The 15093-nt window shown below is 47.5% G+C and carries 14 protein-coding genes; 4 read left to right on the forward strand and 10 right to left on the reverse strand.

Features of this window, described 5'->3' with window-relative positions; genetic code table 11:
• Positions 1-1080, forward strand: a complete 1080-nt coding sequence (locus tag EJP77_RS02320) for a permease (RefSeq protein ID WP_127197561.1) — start codon at positions 1-3, stop codon at positions 1078-1080.
• A gap of 77 nt (positions 1081-1157) precedes the next feature.
• On the opposite strand, the gene EJP77_RS20550 is transcribed toward EJP77_RS02320, so the two are convergent.
• The 3 genes from EJP77_RS20550 to EJP77_RS02340 form a co-directional block, all read right to left on the reverse strand.
• Positions 1158-3047, reverse strand: a complete 1890-nt coding sequence (locus EJP77_RS20550) for a hypothetical protein (RefSeq protein WP_185897117.1) — start codon at positions 3045-3047, stop codon at positions 1158-1160.
• Between the two features lie 230 nt (positions 3048-3277).
• Complete coding sequence (locus tag EJP77_RS02335) at positions 3278-4360, reverse strand: AI-2E family transporter (RefSeq protein WP_185897119.1); 1083 nt, start codon at positions 4358-4360, stop codon at positions 3278-3280.
• 43 nt (positions 4361-4403) lie between these two features.
• On the reverse strand, positions 4404-4649 hold the full coding sequence (locus EJP77_RS02340) for a hypothetical protein (protein ID WP_127198272.1): 246 nt from the start codon (positions 4647-4649) through the stop codon (positions 4404-4406).
• Between the two features lie 263 nt (positions 4650-4912).
• Here EJP77_RS02340 and EJP77_RS02345 point away from each other — a divergent pair, with 263 nt between their 5' ends.
• The 3 genes from EJP77_RS02345 (at position 4913) to EJP77_RS02355 (ending at position 8171) form a co-directional block, all read left to right on the forward strand.
• Positions 4913-6265, forward strand: coding sequence for a TrkH family potassium uptake protein (locus tag EJP77_RS02345; protein ID WP_246021636.1), 1353 nt, complete (start codon positions 4913-4915; stop codon positions 6263-6265).
• Between the two features lie 50 nt (positions 6266-6315).
• On the forward strand, positions 6316-6849 hold the full coding sequence (locus EJP77_RS02350; protein WP_127197564.1) for a PadR family transcriptional regulator: 534 nt from the start codon (positions 6316-6318) through the stop codon (positions 6847-6849).
• An 89-nt stretch (positions 6850-6938) separates the two neighbouring features.
• The gene (locus EJP77_RS02355; RefSeq protein ID WP_127197565.1) at positions 6939-8171 is read left to right on the forward strand and encodes an aminopeptidase; all 1233 of its coding nucleotides are present in this window, start codon (positions 6939-6941) and stop codon (positions 8169-8171) included.
• An 80-nt stretch (positions 8172-8251) separates the two neighbouring features.
• Here EJP77_RS02355 and EJP77_RS02360 read toward each other — a convergent pair whose 3' ends face one another.
• From EJP77_RS02360 to EJP77_RS02390, 7 genes are all read right to left on the reverse strand, one after another.
• Positions 8252-9244 carry a histidinol-phosphatase HisJ family protein gene (locus EJP77_RS02360; RefSeq protein WP_127197566.1) on the reverse strand — a complete coding sequence of 331 codons (993 nt, stop codon included), beginning with the start codon at positions 9242-9244 and terminating at the stop codon, positions 8252-8254.
• A 27-nt stretch (positions 9245-9271) separates the two neighbouring features.
• A complete protein-coding gene (locus EJP77_RS02365; RefSeq protein ID WP_127197567.1) occupies positions 9272-10096 on the reverse strand; it encodes an alkaline phosphatase family protein in 825 nt (274 codons plus the stop codon).
• A 4-nt stretch (positions 10097-10100) separates the two neighbouring features.
• Positions 10101-10931 (reverse strand): DeoR/GlpR family DNA-binding transcription regulator, encoded by an 831-nt coding sequence (locus EJP77_RS02370; protein WP_127197568.1) that lies wholly within the window; start codon positions 10929-10931, stop codon positions 10101-10103.
• 3 nt (positions 10932-10934) lie between these two features.
• Positions 10935-11999: an ABC transporter ATP-binding protein gene (locus EJP77_RS02375; RefSeq protein ID WP_127197569.1), complete on the reverse strand. Its 1065-nt coding sequence runs from the start codon at positions 11997-11999 to the stop codon at positions 10935-10937.
• Positions 11996-12817 carry an ABC transporter permease gene (locus EJP77_RS02380; protein WP_127197570.1) on the reverse strand — a complete coding sequence of 274 codons (822 nt, stop codon included), beginning with the start codon at positions 12815-12817 and terminating at the stop codon, positions 11996-11998. The genes EJP77_RS02375 and EJP77_RS02380 overlap by 4 nt, the downstream gene beginning before the upstream one ends.
• Entirely contained in the window at positions 12814-13662 is an 849-nt protein-coding gene (locus EJP77_RS02385) for an ABC transporter permease (protein WP_127197571.1), read from the reverse strand. Before EJP77_RS02385 ends, EJP77_RS02380 begins: the two co-directional genes overlap by 4 nt.
• A 110-nt stretch (positions 13663-13772) precedes the next feature.
• Positions 13773-14855 carry an ABC transporter substrate-binding protein gene (locus tag EJP77_RS02390; RefSeq protein ID WP_127198273.1) on the reverse strand — a complete coding sequence of 361 codons (1083 nt, stop codon included), beginning with the start codon at positions 14853-14855 and terminating at the stop codon, positions 13773-13775.
• Between the last annotated feature and the right edge of the window lie 238 nt (positions 14856-15093).

A 15093-nucleotide genomic window follows, 5' to 3' on the forward strand; every position in this document is an offset into this window, starting at 1 on the left:
ATGTCAACACATACGAACGATCATTTACTTGGAGGTAAGAGATCAACAAGTTCCAGAACCATTCTGTATGTTGTCCTCTTCCTCATCATTGCAATTGCCGGCCTCACTTATGTCAAATGGTGGCCCTATTATTTCAAGGCATTTAAAGCGGCAGCCGAACACAGTATCGGCTCTTCTATATTAACGGGCGATCAGGGAACGGCGCCTGCTCCGTCTTTACAGTCTGCCTGGGATTATGGAGTGGTATACTTTAAATCGGTGTGGAAGGCTGCAGTTCTTGGAATACTGCTTGGTTCTCTGGTACAGGTTCTGATTCCTTCCAGATGGCTGCTCAAGATGCTCGGACGAACCAGCTTCAAAAGCACAGCCCTCGGCGGGATCGCTTCTCTCCCAGGAATGATGTGCACCTGCTGCGCAGCTCCGATTGCTGTGGGCTTACGGAAGAAAAATGTATCCATAGGTGCAAGCTTGGCCTTCTGGATTGGGAATCCCGTCCTTAATCCGGCTACCTTGATCTTCATGACCTTTGTACTTTCATGGAAATTCACGCTGCTCCGAATCGTATTTGGTATTCTGCTTACCTTCGCAGTGAGCTATTTCGCAAATAAATTCGCTGGCAGATCACCTGTTCCAGATGTGGTTGACGAGGTAGTTAACCAGCCGGAAGATCAACAAGGATCTTTCTTTACCCTTTGGCTGAAAAGCATGGGCACTATGCTTCTAACTATCGTACCCGCATACCTCATAACAGTTCTTCTGCTCGGCGCGGCACGTGCCTGGATGTTCCCGGCACTTGGAGCTGGAACGATGAACGGCATTCTTGCTGTAATCATTTTCGCAATTGCGGGTACCCTGTTTGTTATCCCAACAGCTGCTGAAATTCCTATAATTGCAACCTTCTTATCCATTGGATTTGGAACGGGAGCAGCCGGAGCGCTTCTTATCACTCTTCCGGCAGTCAGTCTGCCATCGCTGTTGATGGTGTCACGCTCATTCCCGCGAAAGGTCATTTGGTTCGTCCTGGTCTCTGTTATTTGCCTAGGCATAATATGCGGTGCCTTGAGTGCCGTAGTCTTATAAGAAAAGCAAAAACCCACAACCATCAGGTTGTGGGTTTTCTTGTCAAGCTGAGCTATAAGAATTGGGTTATGACTGACTTAAGGCTTTAGCGATTTCCAATACTCATACGCATGTACCGCTATGCCGGAATAGGATTTATAATTGGTGAGCAGGGCAGGCAGCTTCGCAAGCTCTCTTTCAAGTATTGCACTACCTAGCTGATAAAAGCTGACATATGGCCCTTCTGAACTTACTTTGGTCTCAATGGCCAGAATGATTGGCTTGCCGAGCTCGTTACCGAAGGCAAGTTCTTCTTTAGCCATATCTGCAATTCCACCTGTACCGGACGCATAATTCCGGAAGTCCATGATGGTTACATGATCCATCTTCTGAATGAACCACTTGCTGATCGAGATCCCTCCATCATTATTCACCTTATAACGATCCACCCATGCGGCCAGATCAACACTGGTCTGCAGCTTGGAGTCTTTCTTTACTTCTCCGATAAAATAATTCATGTTACCTGTCCACTCGCTGATAACTCTGTCTGTGGCCGAATACCACAATGGCAATACCCAAGGTTCAATATCGTAATGGATTCCGAAGAATCTCTCTTCGGGCTCAGCCTGCCGATTATAATCCTTCACGTAGTTAATTAACTTCGTGATTTGCGGACGATTCTCAGTAAAGGCCAGGCTCCCATTACCTCCCATTGCATGCACTTCAATCCCTGCATTCCAGGCTCCCTTCATAAAAGGGCGATATGCGGCTAGCTTATAGTCCGTATTAATGTGCAGATAGAGCACATTAATACGCTTGCTCTTGGCGAAGGCAAGAACCTCGTCCGGACGGTTCACTGCATCTCCCGCTTCCCAGATATAGGTCGCTCTGACTTCAGGACTCCGGTTCAGCGGCTTGGCTACCGGAACCATGGTGCTTGGCGCCTCTGGTGCTGGTGCAGGCGCCGGGGTTGGTTCCGGTGCAGGAGCTGGTGTCGGCGCTGGTGTCGGCGCTGGAGCCGGTGTTGGTTCCGGAGCTGGAGCCGGGGTTGGCGCAGGAACCGGTGCTGGAGCAGGAGCTGGTGCTGGTGTCGGCGCCGGAGTTCCGATATCTACCTTCATCAGCTTGGCCCAGCTCTCTGCATCATTGATCGCTGATCCAGCATAAGAGCTTTCGGAGCTGAATTGATCATTGACTTCCCACAAAGCATCATCGACTAGTTGAGGGTCCTTCCCGTAGAAGGAAGAATCCGCGCTGCTTGGATCCTCTTTCGTGTTCACAGCGACTACGATCTGTTTGCTCAAGGAATTGGCTAATTGAATATGTGGACGTACACTATCAATTATTCCATTCTTATCATAGACACTTGTCTTATAATCGAGAATCGTTACATGATTAAACGACTTGATGAACCACTGCAGCGTGGTATCTCCCCCGGGAAGCTTATCTCCTCTTAACCAGTAAGGAAGATCAATTCCCAGTTCCAACCCAGGCAGCTTAGCAGCTGAAGCTGTGATGAAACTTTGAAGGTTAGCTCGCCATGATGTGGTGACAGCACCTGGATTGGTGCTCCACTGTGCTAGGGAGTATGGTTCTATACGAAAGTGAACCCCCTTCAGCTTCTGATCCGCCGATGCCTGAAGATTGTATGCACTCACCCAATTAAGGAGATCTGTATATTTTGACTTATTCTCCTCAAGGGCCCAATCCGGGCTTCCATCCAGGGCGTGAACTGCAATACCTCTCTTGCTGGCATTTGCAATAAATTGCCCATACACATTGTTAGGCAGTGTTTTGTTAATCTGCAGATAGACAACATTCACTCCTTGTGACATGAAAAAATCTATCAGCTTACCACCGCCATTCTCGATCAGCTCCGTCTGCTTTATCCAAGTTGCCTTGACATCATGCCTGGGTGCAAACCCCGTTAGCAGTGATACAGTACAAATTAGAATGACAAGAGCTGTCCAAGAATACAGTCGTTTCATTATTCTCCCCCACTTCCAAAGTATAAAATGTATGAACCGCGTTAATTATCGGCTCATGTCTATTTTTATCGGAATTTGGCGAGTGGAACTTAACAATTTCTACTATGAAAACCTAAAATTTATTAAAATCTTTCATTTTTATGTACTACGCATTTCTATTCTAACTTGGTTTGCAAGCAAAATACAAATAAACCGATCAAAAGGATCGGCTTATTTGACAAAATATTAGGTTAATCTACGATTTCTTCCACCTTTTCTGAAAGGAACAATTTATAGATTCTTACCGCAATAATCTTAATGATCATGTATACCGGAATGACAAGAATCATTCCTAGTATGCCTGCATATTCTCCACCAATTAGGAGCAGGATGACGGTGGTAAGAGGGTGGATATTAATGGTTTTTCCGTAGATATATGGAGCAATGAGATTCCCTTCGACCTGCTGGGCGATTATGATAATAATAAGTACCCATAACGCCATAGATGGAGAGACCGTATAGGCCACAATCAGACAAGGAATGGCACCCAGGAAAGCCCCCACATAAGGAATGAAATTAAATAGAGCGCCAATAATAGCTAGCAGGAGCGGATAAGGAAGTCCCACAATCCAGAAACCGATAAAACTCATCACCGCGAGAATCAATGCACTAATAATGCGTCCCGAGATAAAGCCGCTAAGAGCCGCATCAATGTCGCTTACGACCTGTGCACCGTCTCGTGCAAAACGCTTGGGCATCACTCTCACAACAGTTGGTGAGATTCGGTTATCCTCTTTCAGCATATAGTAGAGAATAATAGGAACGGTACCAATAATCACAATGAAATCACTAATAAAGTTAATGAAATGAGTCATGTAGCCGGTAACCATCTCAACCGCGCCGTTGATATATTCCGTGATCTTCGTGGAGATTTGCGAGTTGCCGGCATCAATCATCGAGAAGAAACGACTCTTCTGAATAGCTGAAATATGTGATTTCACACCTTCCAGCAGGATTGGCAGATTGCTGATGAACTCCTGGACCTGCCGAGTAAGCGGCGGCCATACCACGAAGAAGAAGATCGTAATTATACCGGCGATAGAGAGATAGATAAGCAGAACCGAGAGCATTCTGTTCACATTTCTAGTGTCCAAATAATGCACAATCGGACGCAGCAGATAATAGAGAAACCCGGAAATCGTCATGGGTACGATAAGAATCTCTACCAAGGTTACAACAGGGTTAAAGATAAATCTGACTTGATGCAGAAGAAAAACTATAGTAAGAAGCATGATAATTCCCAGACATGTCCGGAAGAACGAATTTTGCAGCAAACAAGCGCCCCCTTTATCTTTTAGTCTACACGATTGGAATTATTTAGCCTTCTTCAGGCATAGTATCCAGTGCAGCATCCAGCAGCGTATCGAACCATTCATCGTCTTCTTCAATTCTTGTATCTACAGCAAGGAGCTGGTCCTCATCACCTGACTCATTCGCAAAATGCAGGCTGTAATCCCAGTCCTTCCCCCGCTTACTGAAGAACGTGATTTCGTATTCCTCCTTATGTCCGCTGACTTTAAATATGGTCTTGCCCAGGTAGGTGAGATCCTCCTGTCTTTCCATTACTGCACTGACTAGTTCAAGTTCCAATGTTCATTCTCTCCTTCACTTGTTTAAACACCACTATAATATTGTATATCCAATGTCTTACTGGCATAATCAGAGACAGCAGCCGTAGTAGACAATGAATGTGTTCCCATTTCCAAATTCAAAGAAAAATTGAAGTGTGTTCACACTTTATCGTATCATGTTTTAAGTAGTCATACATGCTTTTTGTATGATTCCCTGGAGGCTATATCATTCAATAATTAATGAGGTGCTTAGATTTGAGAACAGATGCGAGAGTTCGCCGTACACTATCACCACCCAAGGTGCTCTCATTTGGCTTTGCGCTCATTATAGTGACTGGAACATTTCTGTTATCGCTTCCAATTTCGTCAGATGGTCGGCATCTTCCCCTGCTCGATGCATTCTTTATGGCAACCTCCGCGACTTGTGTCACTGGCCTTACAGTCCTTGATCCAGGAACAGAGTTATCGCTATTTGGGCAGCTTGTTCTACTCGTTCTTACTCAGCTTGGCGGACTGGGCTTTATGACGATGGGAACTCTGATTGCTCTTGCCTTTAATCGGCGTATCTCCTTAAGGGAGAGACTCATCCTTCAAGAAGCTATGAATTATAACTCCATGGAGGGTCTGTTGTCACTGATCAGGCGTGTAATACTATATTCCTTCGTTATCGAGATGACGGGTGCCCTGCTGCTCTCAATCCGCTGGTCGATGGATATGTCCCTGCCAAGGGCCATCTATTTTGGTATCTACCATAGCATAACTATGTTTAACAACGCGGGCTTTGATCTGTTTGGAGCGATCCATGGTCCGTTCTCGGGTCTAAGCGGATATGTTCGAGATCCCTTTGTTAATGTAGTCATTATGAGCTTGATTTTTCTTGGCGGGATTGGGTTCGTGGTCTTGTCAGATCTAATCGAATTTCCATCCAAAAGAAAACTGAGCCTGCATTCCAAAGTAGTGCTGTCTTACTCAGCTGTTCTGGTCGTTGGCGGTGCCTTCCTCATCTATATCATGGAGCGCAGTAATAAGCTAACGATGCAGCCGCTCGGAGAGGGCGGGAGCATTCTAAGCTCCTTATTCCAATCGATCAGTTCGCGTTCGGGTGGAGTAAGCACCTTGAATGTAACCGATATGGAGCATTCCACCCAGTTTTTGTTGATCATTCTTATGTTCATCGGAGCAGCTCCTGGTTCAACCGGAGGGGGGATCAAGGTAACAGTATTCGCTGTTCTAATTGGGGCCATGTGGGCTATGATCAAGGGAAAAGATGACATCGTGCTCTTCCAGAGAAGGCTGGCGAAGGATTCCATTATCAAGGCCGTTACCCAGACATGGCTAGCCTTATTTCTGGTCATCTTCGTGGCCATGGTGTTATCTGTCCTTGAGGACCGCGGATTTTTACCCTTATTGTTTGAGACGACCTCCGCATTTGGCACGACAGGGATGAGCTTGGGGCTTACATCAACTTTAACTCCCATAAGCAAAATCATCATCTGTCTGGTCATGTTCCTAGGACGGGTGGGTCCCTTGACTTTGGCCTATGCTCTTGCACCCAGATCTACAAAAGATTTGTACCGATATCCAGAGGGTAGAATTACCATCGGTTGAACGGTAGATCATTTATGTCAAATAATCATATTGTTTAGGAGGTATGACCCTTGAACAGCCTAGCTTATGCCCTGCTCGCCATGCTGGTACGCAAGCCCTGCTCCGGATATGAACTGGCAGAGATGTTGGAAGTATTCTGGCAGGCCAAGCATAGCCAAATTTACCCCCTCTTAGCCAAGCTTGAGAATGACGGCTATTTAACCCCAGAGAATATTGAACAGACAGGAAGACCGAACAAGAAGCTGTATCACATTACACCAGAGGGTAAAGAAACTCTGAAACTATGGATGGACAAGGCTCCTTCAGTTCCGGTGAGCCGAGATGAATTTCTTATTAAGGCCTACTCCATTTCACTGACTGATGCAGCGACTGCTAACAGGCTGTTTGCAGACCGGCTTTCCTTTTATAAAGATAAGGTTCAGCGCCGCGAGAAGTTAATACAGGAGATGGAAGCCGAATATGGTTCACATTTGAAAGACCAGGAGCATCAAATTTTCGGCAGATATATTGTCCACCAGCGCAAGCTGCTTATGGAGCAGCAGGAAATTGCTTGGTGCCAATGGGTCCTTACGATGATCAACTAGGTCCTAATAGAATTAGGTTTACAATTTTCTTTATCTTCTATTTTCCTGTAATATAGTACCTGTAACTTAATTGAATGGAGGTCAATTCCATGTCTGATTTTCAAGAGAAATTACACAAATATGCTGAACTCGCCGTAAAAGTGGGCGTGAATGTTCAACCTGGACAAACCTTGGTTGTCAACTCGACGCTTGATGGTGCAGAACTAGTACGTCTCATTGTAGAGAAAGCCTATGAGGCAGGTGCAAGAACCGTTAAAGTGAACTGGAGTGACGACACGGTAACCCGTCTACGCTATCAGCTTGCTGCTGAAGATTCATTCCTCGACGAGCCTAAATGGTATGCCGGTGAACTTCTTGAGCTGGTTGAGAACGGTGCAGCTATCCTTCATGTCATCTCCTCTGACCCTGATCTGCTTAAGGGAGTGTCAAGCGAGCGTCTGACCAATCATCAGAAAACTTATGGTAAAGCCATGAGCAAATTCCGTCAGTACCAGCAGGCTGATAAATTCAGCTGGTCCATTGTCGCTGTTCCTTCCGTGGCATGGGCGGCAAAGGTATTCCCTGATGTACCCGCTGATCAACAAGTCGACAAGCTGTGGGAGGCAATCTTCCGCACCGTCCGCGTAGATCAACCAGACACGATTACAGCTTGGGAACAGCACATTGCTAATTTGACCCAGAAATCGGATTATCTGAATAACAAGAACTTCAAGAAGCTTCATTACATAGCACCGGGTACGGATCTTACCATCGAGCTTCCTGAAGGCCACCTCTGGGTTGCGGCAGACAGTGTGAATGAACAAGGACACACTTTCCTGGCCAACCTGCCAACTGAAGAGGTGTTCACAGCACCGCTTAGAACCGGTGTGAATGGTACAGTATCCAGCACCAAGCCGCTTAGCCACGCCGGGAACATTATTGACGAGTTCACCATTACTTTTGAGCAGGGACGCATTGTGGATGTCAAAGCCACACAAGGTGAAGAAACGCTCAAGCAGCTGGTTGAATTGGATGAAGGCTCCCACTATTTGGGCGAAGTTGCCTTGGTTCCTCACGGGTCCCCGATCTCACAGTCCAACATCTTGTTCTACAACACCTTGTTCGATGAGAATGCCTCCAACCACTTGGCCATCGGTAGTGCCTATGCCTTCAACCTGAAGGATGGCAAGGGTCTTTCTCAGGACCAGCTGTTGGAGCGTGGACTTAACACCAGCATTACCCACGTAGACTTCATGGTCGGTTCCGGCGAGATGGATATCTTCGGAATTACCGGTGACGGTGAGAAGATTCAGCTGTTCGATAAAGGGAACTGGGCCATTTAATCCAGTGACCTAAGCAACAATAGGATGCCTCTGAGTACTGCTGTGCGGCAGATCTCGGAGGCATCCTTTTGTCTATATTGCTAGATCGGTAAGGTATACCGTTGTTTGTTCTTGAAATACACAATTTCTTCATACCCGATCGATTTGGCCATAATGATCGCTTCATCCAGCAGCGTCCCGATATCGTCCGGGAAATGAGCGTCTGAACTTAAGGTCACAGGCACTCCATGCCGGTGGAGCACCCTTAGGAAATTCGGACTTGGGCACATTTCCTTAACCGGGTAACGATAAGCTAGGCCTGTATTGATCTCGGAGGCCACTCCGGCGTTTGCAAGAGCCGAGGCCACGGCATCATACCAGCCCAGCAAATCTCCTTCGGAAGGGCGATAGCCAAATACCTTGAGATTATCCAGGTGGGCAATGAACTGGAATAAACCACAGTTCACTGCCCTTATCACATTCTCATAATGCTGGGCATACAAATCCTTTAGCTGATAGCTCTTAAAAAGATGCTGGGTCTCCGGGTTATCAAACCCCCAGCCGTCAACGAAATGTACAGAACCTATCACATAATCAAAGTTATATTTAGAGAGAAGTTGCCCAAGCTCCTCTTCCCCATTTTCGAAATAATCTGCTTCAATTCCGATTGAGAGATTTCCATAGAATCGTGCGATATTCTGGACTCCATCCAGATATTCCTGAATAGAATATACACATACTTTATCCAGCCAAGCCTGCTGAAGCTGCCCAAGTGGACTATCCCCAGTCAACATATGCTTCTCGTAATAAGGCTTGAATTCGGTGAATCTATATAGATGATCGACTACGCCGAAGCGGTCAATGCCCTGCTTCGTTCCCTGTTCAATATATTTCGTTATCCAGCGCTCTGAGAAGCAGCCTTCTTCCATCCGTCTGGATAGTCCTCTGACCACGGACTCAATCGATTCCAGACTATCCAAGTTCCTAGAAGCTTCTGGTGTTCTCCGCGTTCGCTGCAGTGCAAGACTTGTTCGCTGAAGCCAGTTCAGCGTATACGGTCCTTCTTCCAAATGAAAATGAAAATCCACCTTCACATCAGTTCCCTCCCGGATGCTGAATATTTAGATATTTAGCTTGAAGCCTGGCACTTGGACGAAGTTCATAGCCTCAGAAAGCGGCAGGGACAGCATTTGACAAAGCAGCGGCGCAACAACAAGCTGCGGAATCTCGTCTGGATATTCACCAGGACTGAACATGGAGCCAATGGCATAGAAAGGAACATCCCTCTCTTCATCCCCTGTCCCACCATGATGACCGTCCGAATTCATGCCGTGATCTGAAGTTACGATGATCTCATACCCGGAGGACATCCACAGCGGAACGAAAGTGGCGAGAATCATATCGGCTTCCAAAGCCTTCCCCCTATATTCCTTTGAATCTGAAGTGAATTTATGTCCAATATCGTCTATTCCCATAGGGTGAATATATAGGAAGTCCGGGTCGTACTGCTGGCGAAGCACTTCAGCATCAACGAACAAATGAGAATCAGGGTATACATCGTCAAAATAGAATTTACCGTGCTGGATGGGCAGAGCCTCATTATGCTGCTCCCTGTCTTCGATCCGCTCGAAGGGAGCCCGGTTATACAGCTCACTCACCCAATAATACGCTGCAGCTGCAGTCTTCAGACCCTGCTCCACGGCCAAATGGAACACACTCTTCTGATGGGAGAGTCTGACAATATGATTGGCAGTAATCCCATTAACGGAGCAAGGCGTTCCTGTCAGTAGCACCTCATAGAGGGGCCGCGATAAGCTCGGGAGCTCGGAGCGCACCTTATAGCATGCGGCCTGGGATACCTCAACCAAATGATTCAGATAACCCATGGATGCTCTAGCTGTCTCGTACTTAAGACCGTCGAGTACAATCATAATCACTTTAGACATCACTTCAATCCTCCCTGATATTTGTGAGTGCAGAACTTTCTGAGGCCTCTACCGCGGCTGTAATCCATTCGACCTTTCGCTTCCTGAGGTGCTCCTGCCACTGAAGGGAAGGTGCCTGATCGGACACAATGAAATCACACTTCTCAATCGGCATGATTGGAGCAAAGGTATTGATTCCAAACTTCGAGTGATCTGCCAGTACAATCACTTCCTGTGCGGCTTCAGCAAGGGCGTTTGACATAGAAGCTTCGCTGAGATCGAAATCCGTAAAGCCATGCGTTAGGGAGACTCCCCCTATGGAAATGAACGCCTGATCTATACTGAAGCCGCGCATCATCCGTTCACCCAGTATCCCCGTGATCGAACGCTGTCTTGGACTTATTTCCCCTCCTAGCATAATGACTTTACCCGAGAACTGTTCTCTGTTCAGAGATTCAAGGAGACACGCTGCCAGGGGAAGCGAATTGGTCAGAATCGTGAGTCCTCTCCGGCCTGAAATGGCCTGAGCCAGCTCAAGGGTCGTTGTACCACCATCAATGACGACGGTTCCACCGTCCTTGACTAGTAAGGCCGCACGCTCTCCGATAGCTCTTTTCTCCGCAGCATACATCTTTTGCCGCAGGGTATAGGGAGCCTCGTCACTACGGAAGGAGGACTTGATCGCTCCACCATAGACACGTCTCAAATGTCCTTCCTTCTCCAATACCTGCAGATCTCTGCGAATGGTCTCGGTAGATACATCGAACTGGCGGGCCAGCGGCACTACCAGGACTTTGCCTTCCCGTTCAAGCTCGCTCAAGATACGGATCTTGCGTCCTTCTGCCAGAACAGACATCGCTTACGTACCTGAAGGAGCAAGAGGCAAGCATGCCTGCCTGTCAAACTGGATCTGCACAGCGTCACCCTCATGGAACTTCATCGCCTGGTCTCCGTTCAGCACATCTGCAAGCAGCCTCACCCCATTCGCCTCGATGCGGTAGCGAATAATGTTGCCGAGCATAACGGCTTCCTCAACGAGACCAAGACAGATATGGGCTGCAGCATCTGAACCGCTGCTTGTTGAGGTTGGCTGGAGTCCCAGACTATTCTGCTTGACATGAATGGCTTCAGGCCGAAGTGCATATTTACCAGCGGATTTCGAATAGGCAGGCTCTGCAAGCAGCATGGACAGCTCCTCGCCAGAGAGTACGTTGTAGCTCCCGATGAACCGAGCTGCGAATTCATCCTTCGGCTTGGAGTACACTTCGTCAGGCGAGCCCGTCTGGACAATACGTCCTTGATTCATCAGACAGATTTTATCGGAGATCGTTAAAGCCTCCTCCTGATCGTGGGTCACAAACAGCATCGTCATGCCTACCCGCTTCTGGATCTGTCTCAGCTCGGTCCGAAGGTGCTTGCGGATCTTGGCATCGAGTGCACTTAAAGGTTCATCCATCAGCATCAGCTTAGGCTCAACGGCCAAAGATCTTGCCAAGGAGACACGCTGCTGCTGCCCTCCGGACAGCTCATGCGGATAAGATTTCGCCTTCTCCGTCAAATCAATCAGCTGAAGCATCTCTTCCACTCGTGACTTGATCTGCTGGCTGGATTTCTTCTTCATGGACAGCCCAAAGGCAATGTTGTCATAGACATTCATGTTTGGAAAGAGCGCATAGGATTGAAATACCATCCCTACATTCCTGTCTTTTGGAGCGAGTGGTGTAATATTACGGCCTTCAAGATGTACCGATCCTTTATCCATGTCCGTCAGGCCAGAAATACATCTTAAGAGAGTGCTCTTTCCACATCCGCTTGGACCGAGCAGAGTTACCATTTCCCCTTCCATAACCTCAAGATTAAGTTCATGCAGTACAGAAGTAGAATTGTATGTTTTGTTCACATTTTCTATCAGTAAATAGCTCATTGTCCCGATCCTTTCTTGGAGGCTGCAGTAGATTGACGTCCAAGAATACCGCTAAGGGCTAACAGTATTCCTGAGAGTATAAGAATAACCAGGAAATAACAGATCACAACCGCACTGGCTAAATGACCACTCTCGCTTAACCGGTGGTACAAGTAGATCTGAATGGTCTCAAATTGGCCGCCAACGAGCAGATTGGCCAGTACGAACTCTCCGAACAAGATAGAGAAGGACAACAGTACAGATACCCGGATACCGGGAAGCACATTAGGGACGATGATCCGGCGAAAAGCCATGAGTTTACTCGCTCCCAGCAGCTCAGCCGCTTCGATCAGATCGATCGTACGGATCGTGCGCATGCTGTTGCGGATACCCTGGTACATGTACGGCAGCACAGCAACGAAGTAGACTCCGACCAGTATCCACATGGTGCCGGCAATCGCAACCGGTCCGGAGGAATAAAGCTTGATGAGTCCTACAGCCATCACCACACCGGGTGCCGCATAGGGAATCAGCACCAATACATTCAGTAGCTTCTCCAGACGCGGAAGGTACACCACGACGATGAAGATGGTCGGCAGCATAACAACCACACTTAAGCCTACACTCAAGAAGCAGATCCAGAGCGTTCTCCATAATGAAAGAGTAAATCTGGGATCCATGAATAAATCGCGGAACCATCCAAGTGTCCAAGATTCAGGCAGAATCGTATTCTGCCAGGATTTCGCAACAGAATAGAGCAAGGTTGCCAGAAGAGGAATCAGCAAATAGATCAGGGTTGCAGTTAGGATCACTCTGGGGAAAGCGCGGCCTTTCTTCATCCGAGATCCCTCCTCACTCTGCGCATCAGACGCTCATTAATCCATAGAGACAGCACCATCGTAAGACCAAGAACCATGGCAAGCGCGCTTCCGAGCTGGGGTCTAGTAAAGACATCCCCTGCCACAAGCGATCCGATCCGAATCACCAGCAGATTATAATTGCCCCCAAGAAGTGCATAAGCCGTTGCATAGGCACCCATTGCATTTGCGAATAGAATGGTGAATGTACCTGCAGCAGCAGGAAGCAGAATGGGCAGCGCGATGCGGCGCCAGAAATGATAGGTGCTTGCTCCTAGCAGAGCTGAAGCCTCCCTCCACTCTTCCCGAATGCCATAAAAGGTCGGATACAGAAGCAGAGCAGCGAGCGGAATCTGAAAATAGACATACACAAGAATGAGCCCTGACCACGAATAGAGATTGAACCCCGAGAAAATAGGCAGGCCCCACTGCTCGAACAGAATAGTGAAGATGCCATTGCTTCCAAGCAGGATAATATAGGCAAAGGCCAGCGGAATACCTGCAAAATTCGAGGTCATATTCGAGATCATCAGAACGCGGGTTCTCGTCTGCTCAGATACCTTGGTGATGGCATAGGCAATGAACAGCCCTGCGATAATCCCGATGCAGCTTGAGACGGCCGAGATCATTAGACTGTTCTTGATCGACTGCAAATAGAACATCTTGGTGAACGCAGAGACGTATTGTTCCAGGGAGAATCCTCCTTCGTTCCCCGTGAAGCTCTCCATCACTACAGAAACAGCGGGAAGAAGCTCAAAACCGATAATCAATATGCAAAAAGGAATCAGAGCCAGAATCAGCTTGATGTCCATACGCTTTTTCAACATTAGGAGTCTCCTTCTTAGCCGAAACAGTTACTTCCCGGGCGAGGGAAGTAACTGTAAAGGTGTACAGCTATGATTGATAGATAGCACAGCATTCAATACGAATTCAAATCCTAGTTCAAATGTACAAGAACTCTTTCCTGCCAAAGCTCAGGGATTTGTTTGGAGGTTTCCTCCCAAGCTTTGAAATCTTTAATCGGCTTGGCCGTCTTGTAATCCTCCGTAGGAAGCAGCTTGGCAGCTACATCATCTGGAAGCTTGACATTATCCCGGATCGGACGGGCGAACCCTTTAGCGAGATTGATCTGGCCTTCATCGCTTAGAATATATTCACGAGTCAGCTTGGCTGCGTTCGGATGCGGTGCATATTTATTAATAATGGTTGCGTAACCGCTCACTACGCTACCTTCTGAAGGGATGGATACAGAATATTGATCTTGTCCCAGCTGGGCGCGATAACCAAGGGCGTTAAAGTCCCACAGGAAGGCGACATCAATTTCACCCTTCTCCAGGTTTGCCAGTGAAAGTTCAGTCTTGGAAAGACGGCCGGCTTTAGCCAGCTTTTCAAAGAAAGCAATACCTGGCTCGATATTGGTTTCGTCACCACCAAAAGCAATGGCAGCCGCCAATACAGCGCTTTGGGCTTGCGCAGCCTTGGATACATCGCCGACGGAGATTTTGTAATCTCCTTTAAGAAGATCATCGAAACTCTTAGGCGGATTAGCCACCTTCTTGGTATTAGTCAGAATGGAGATCGTTCCTTGATAACCGACGATCCAGTTCCCGTCCTTATCCTTGGCCCAATCCGGAATCTCGTCCCAGTGAGAAGTTTTGTATGGCTGTGTAACGCCTTTATCTACCGCTACAGGTCCGAAAGCCATTCCTACATCCCCAATATCTGCAGTTGGCTTATCCTTCTCGGAATCAAATTTAGCGATCTCTTCGGCGCTGGACATATCGGTATCCGTGTGCTTCAAGCTGTATTTCGTTTGAATGTCATTCCAGGTGTCCTTCCAGTTGGCCCAGGAATCAGGCATCCCAACACTTACAATAGAGCCTTCACCCTTAGCACTTTTCTGCAGCTCATCAAGACTGATGGCTGCACCTGCATTCGCTGTAGCATTTGCGGTGGTAGTTTCTGTCTTTCCGCATCCGGACAACATGGTACCGGCAAGGACCACAGCAGTTAACCCCATAATCGCTTTTCTCACTGACCTTACTCCTCCTTAAGCCTTCATGTGATTTGTTGTGACTTTTTGTTGTTTCCGTATGAGTTCATTGTAGGAGCCGTTCATCAGCAGCATTTCTGATAGAGGTAAATAGGATGTAAATTTTCAAATGCTTGCAAAAAACTGTTCAAACAAATCACGCGAACAGGGTTAACAATTACTGTCTAATGATGGAATGTGTCACTCCGCCCAAGTAAGGGGTAAG

Origin of the sequence: Paenibacillus zeisoli, assembly GCF_003994465.1 — a bacterium.
Taxonomy (GTDB): domain Bacteria; phylum Bacillota; class Bacilli; order Paenibacillales; family Paenibacillaceae; genus Fontibacillus; species Fontibacillus zeisoli.

Bases quoted from the DNA above. Each gene is read 5' to 3' on its own strand.
- EJP77_RS02320 (WP_127197561.1), top strand. From the start codon at position 1: ATGTCAACACATACGAACGATCATTTACTTGGAGGTAAGAGATCAACA.
- EJP77_RS20550 (WP_185897117.1), bottom strand. From the start codon at position 3,047: ATGAAACGACTGTATTCTTGGACAGCTCTTGTCATTCTAATTTGTACT.
- EJP77_RS02340 (WP_127198272.1), bottom strand. From the start codon at position 4,649: ATGGAAAGACAGGAGGATCTCACCTACCTGGGCAAGACCATATTTAAA.
- EJP77_RS02355 (WP_127197565.1), top strand. From the start codon at position 6,939: ATGTCTGATTTTCAAGAGAAATTACACAAATATGCTGAACTCGCCGTA.
- EJP77_RS02365 (WP_127197567.1), bottom strand. From the start codon at position 10,096: ATGTCTAAAGTGATTATGATTGTACTCGACGGTCTTAAGTACGAGACA.
- EJP77_RS02370 (WP_127197568.1), bottom strand. From the start codon at position 10,931: ATGTCTGTTCTGGCAGAAGGACGCAAGATCCGTATCTTGAGCGAGCTT.
- EJP77_RS02375 (WP_127197569.1), bottom strand. From the start codon at position 11,999: ATGAGCTATTTACTGATAGAAAATGTGAACAAAACATACAATTCTACT.
- EJP77_RS02380 (WP_127197570.1), bottom strand. From the start codon at position 12,817: ATGAAGAAAGGCCGCGCTTTCCCCAGAGTGATCCTAACTGCAACCCTG.
- EJP77_RS02385 (WP_127197571.1), bottom strand. From the start codon at position 13,662: ATGTTGAAAAAGCGTATGGACATCAAGCTGATTCTGGCTCTGATTCCT.
- EJP77_RS02390 (WP_127198273.1), bottom strand. From the start codon at position 14,855: ATGGGGTTAACTGCTGTGGTCCTTGCCGGTACCATGTTGTCCGGATGC.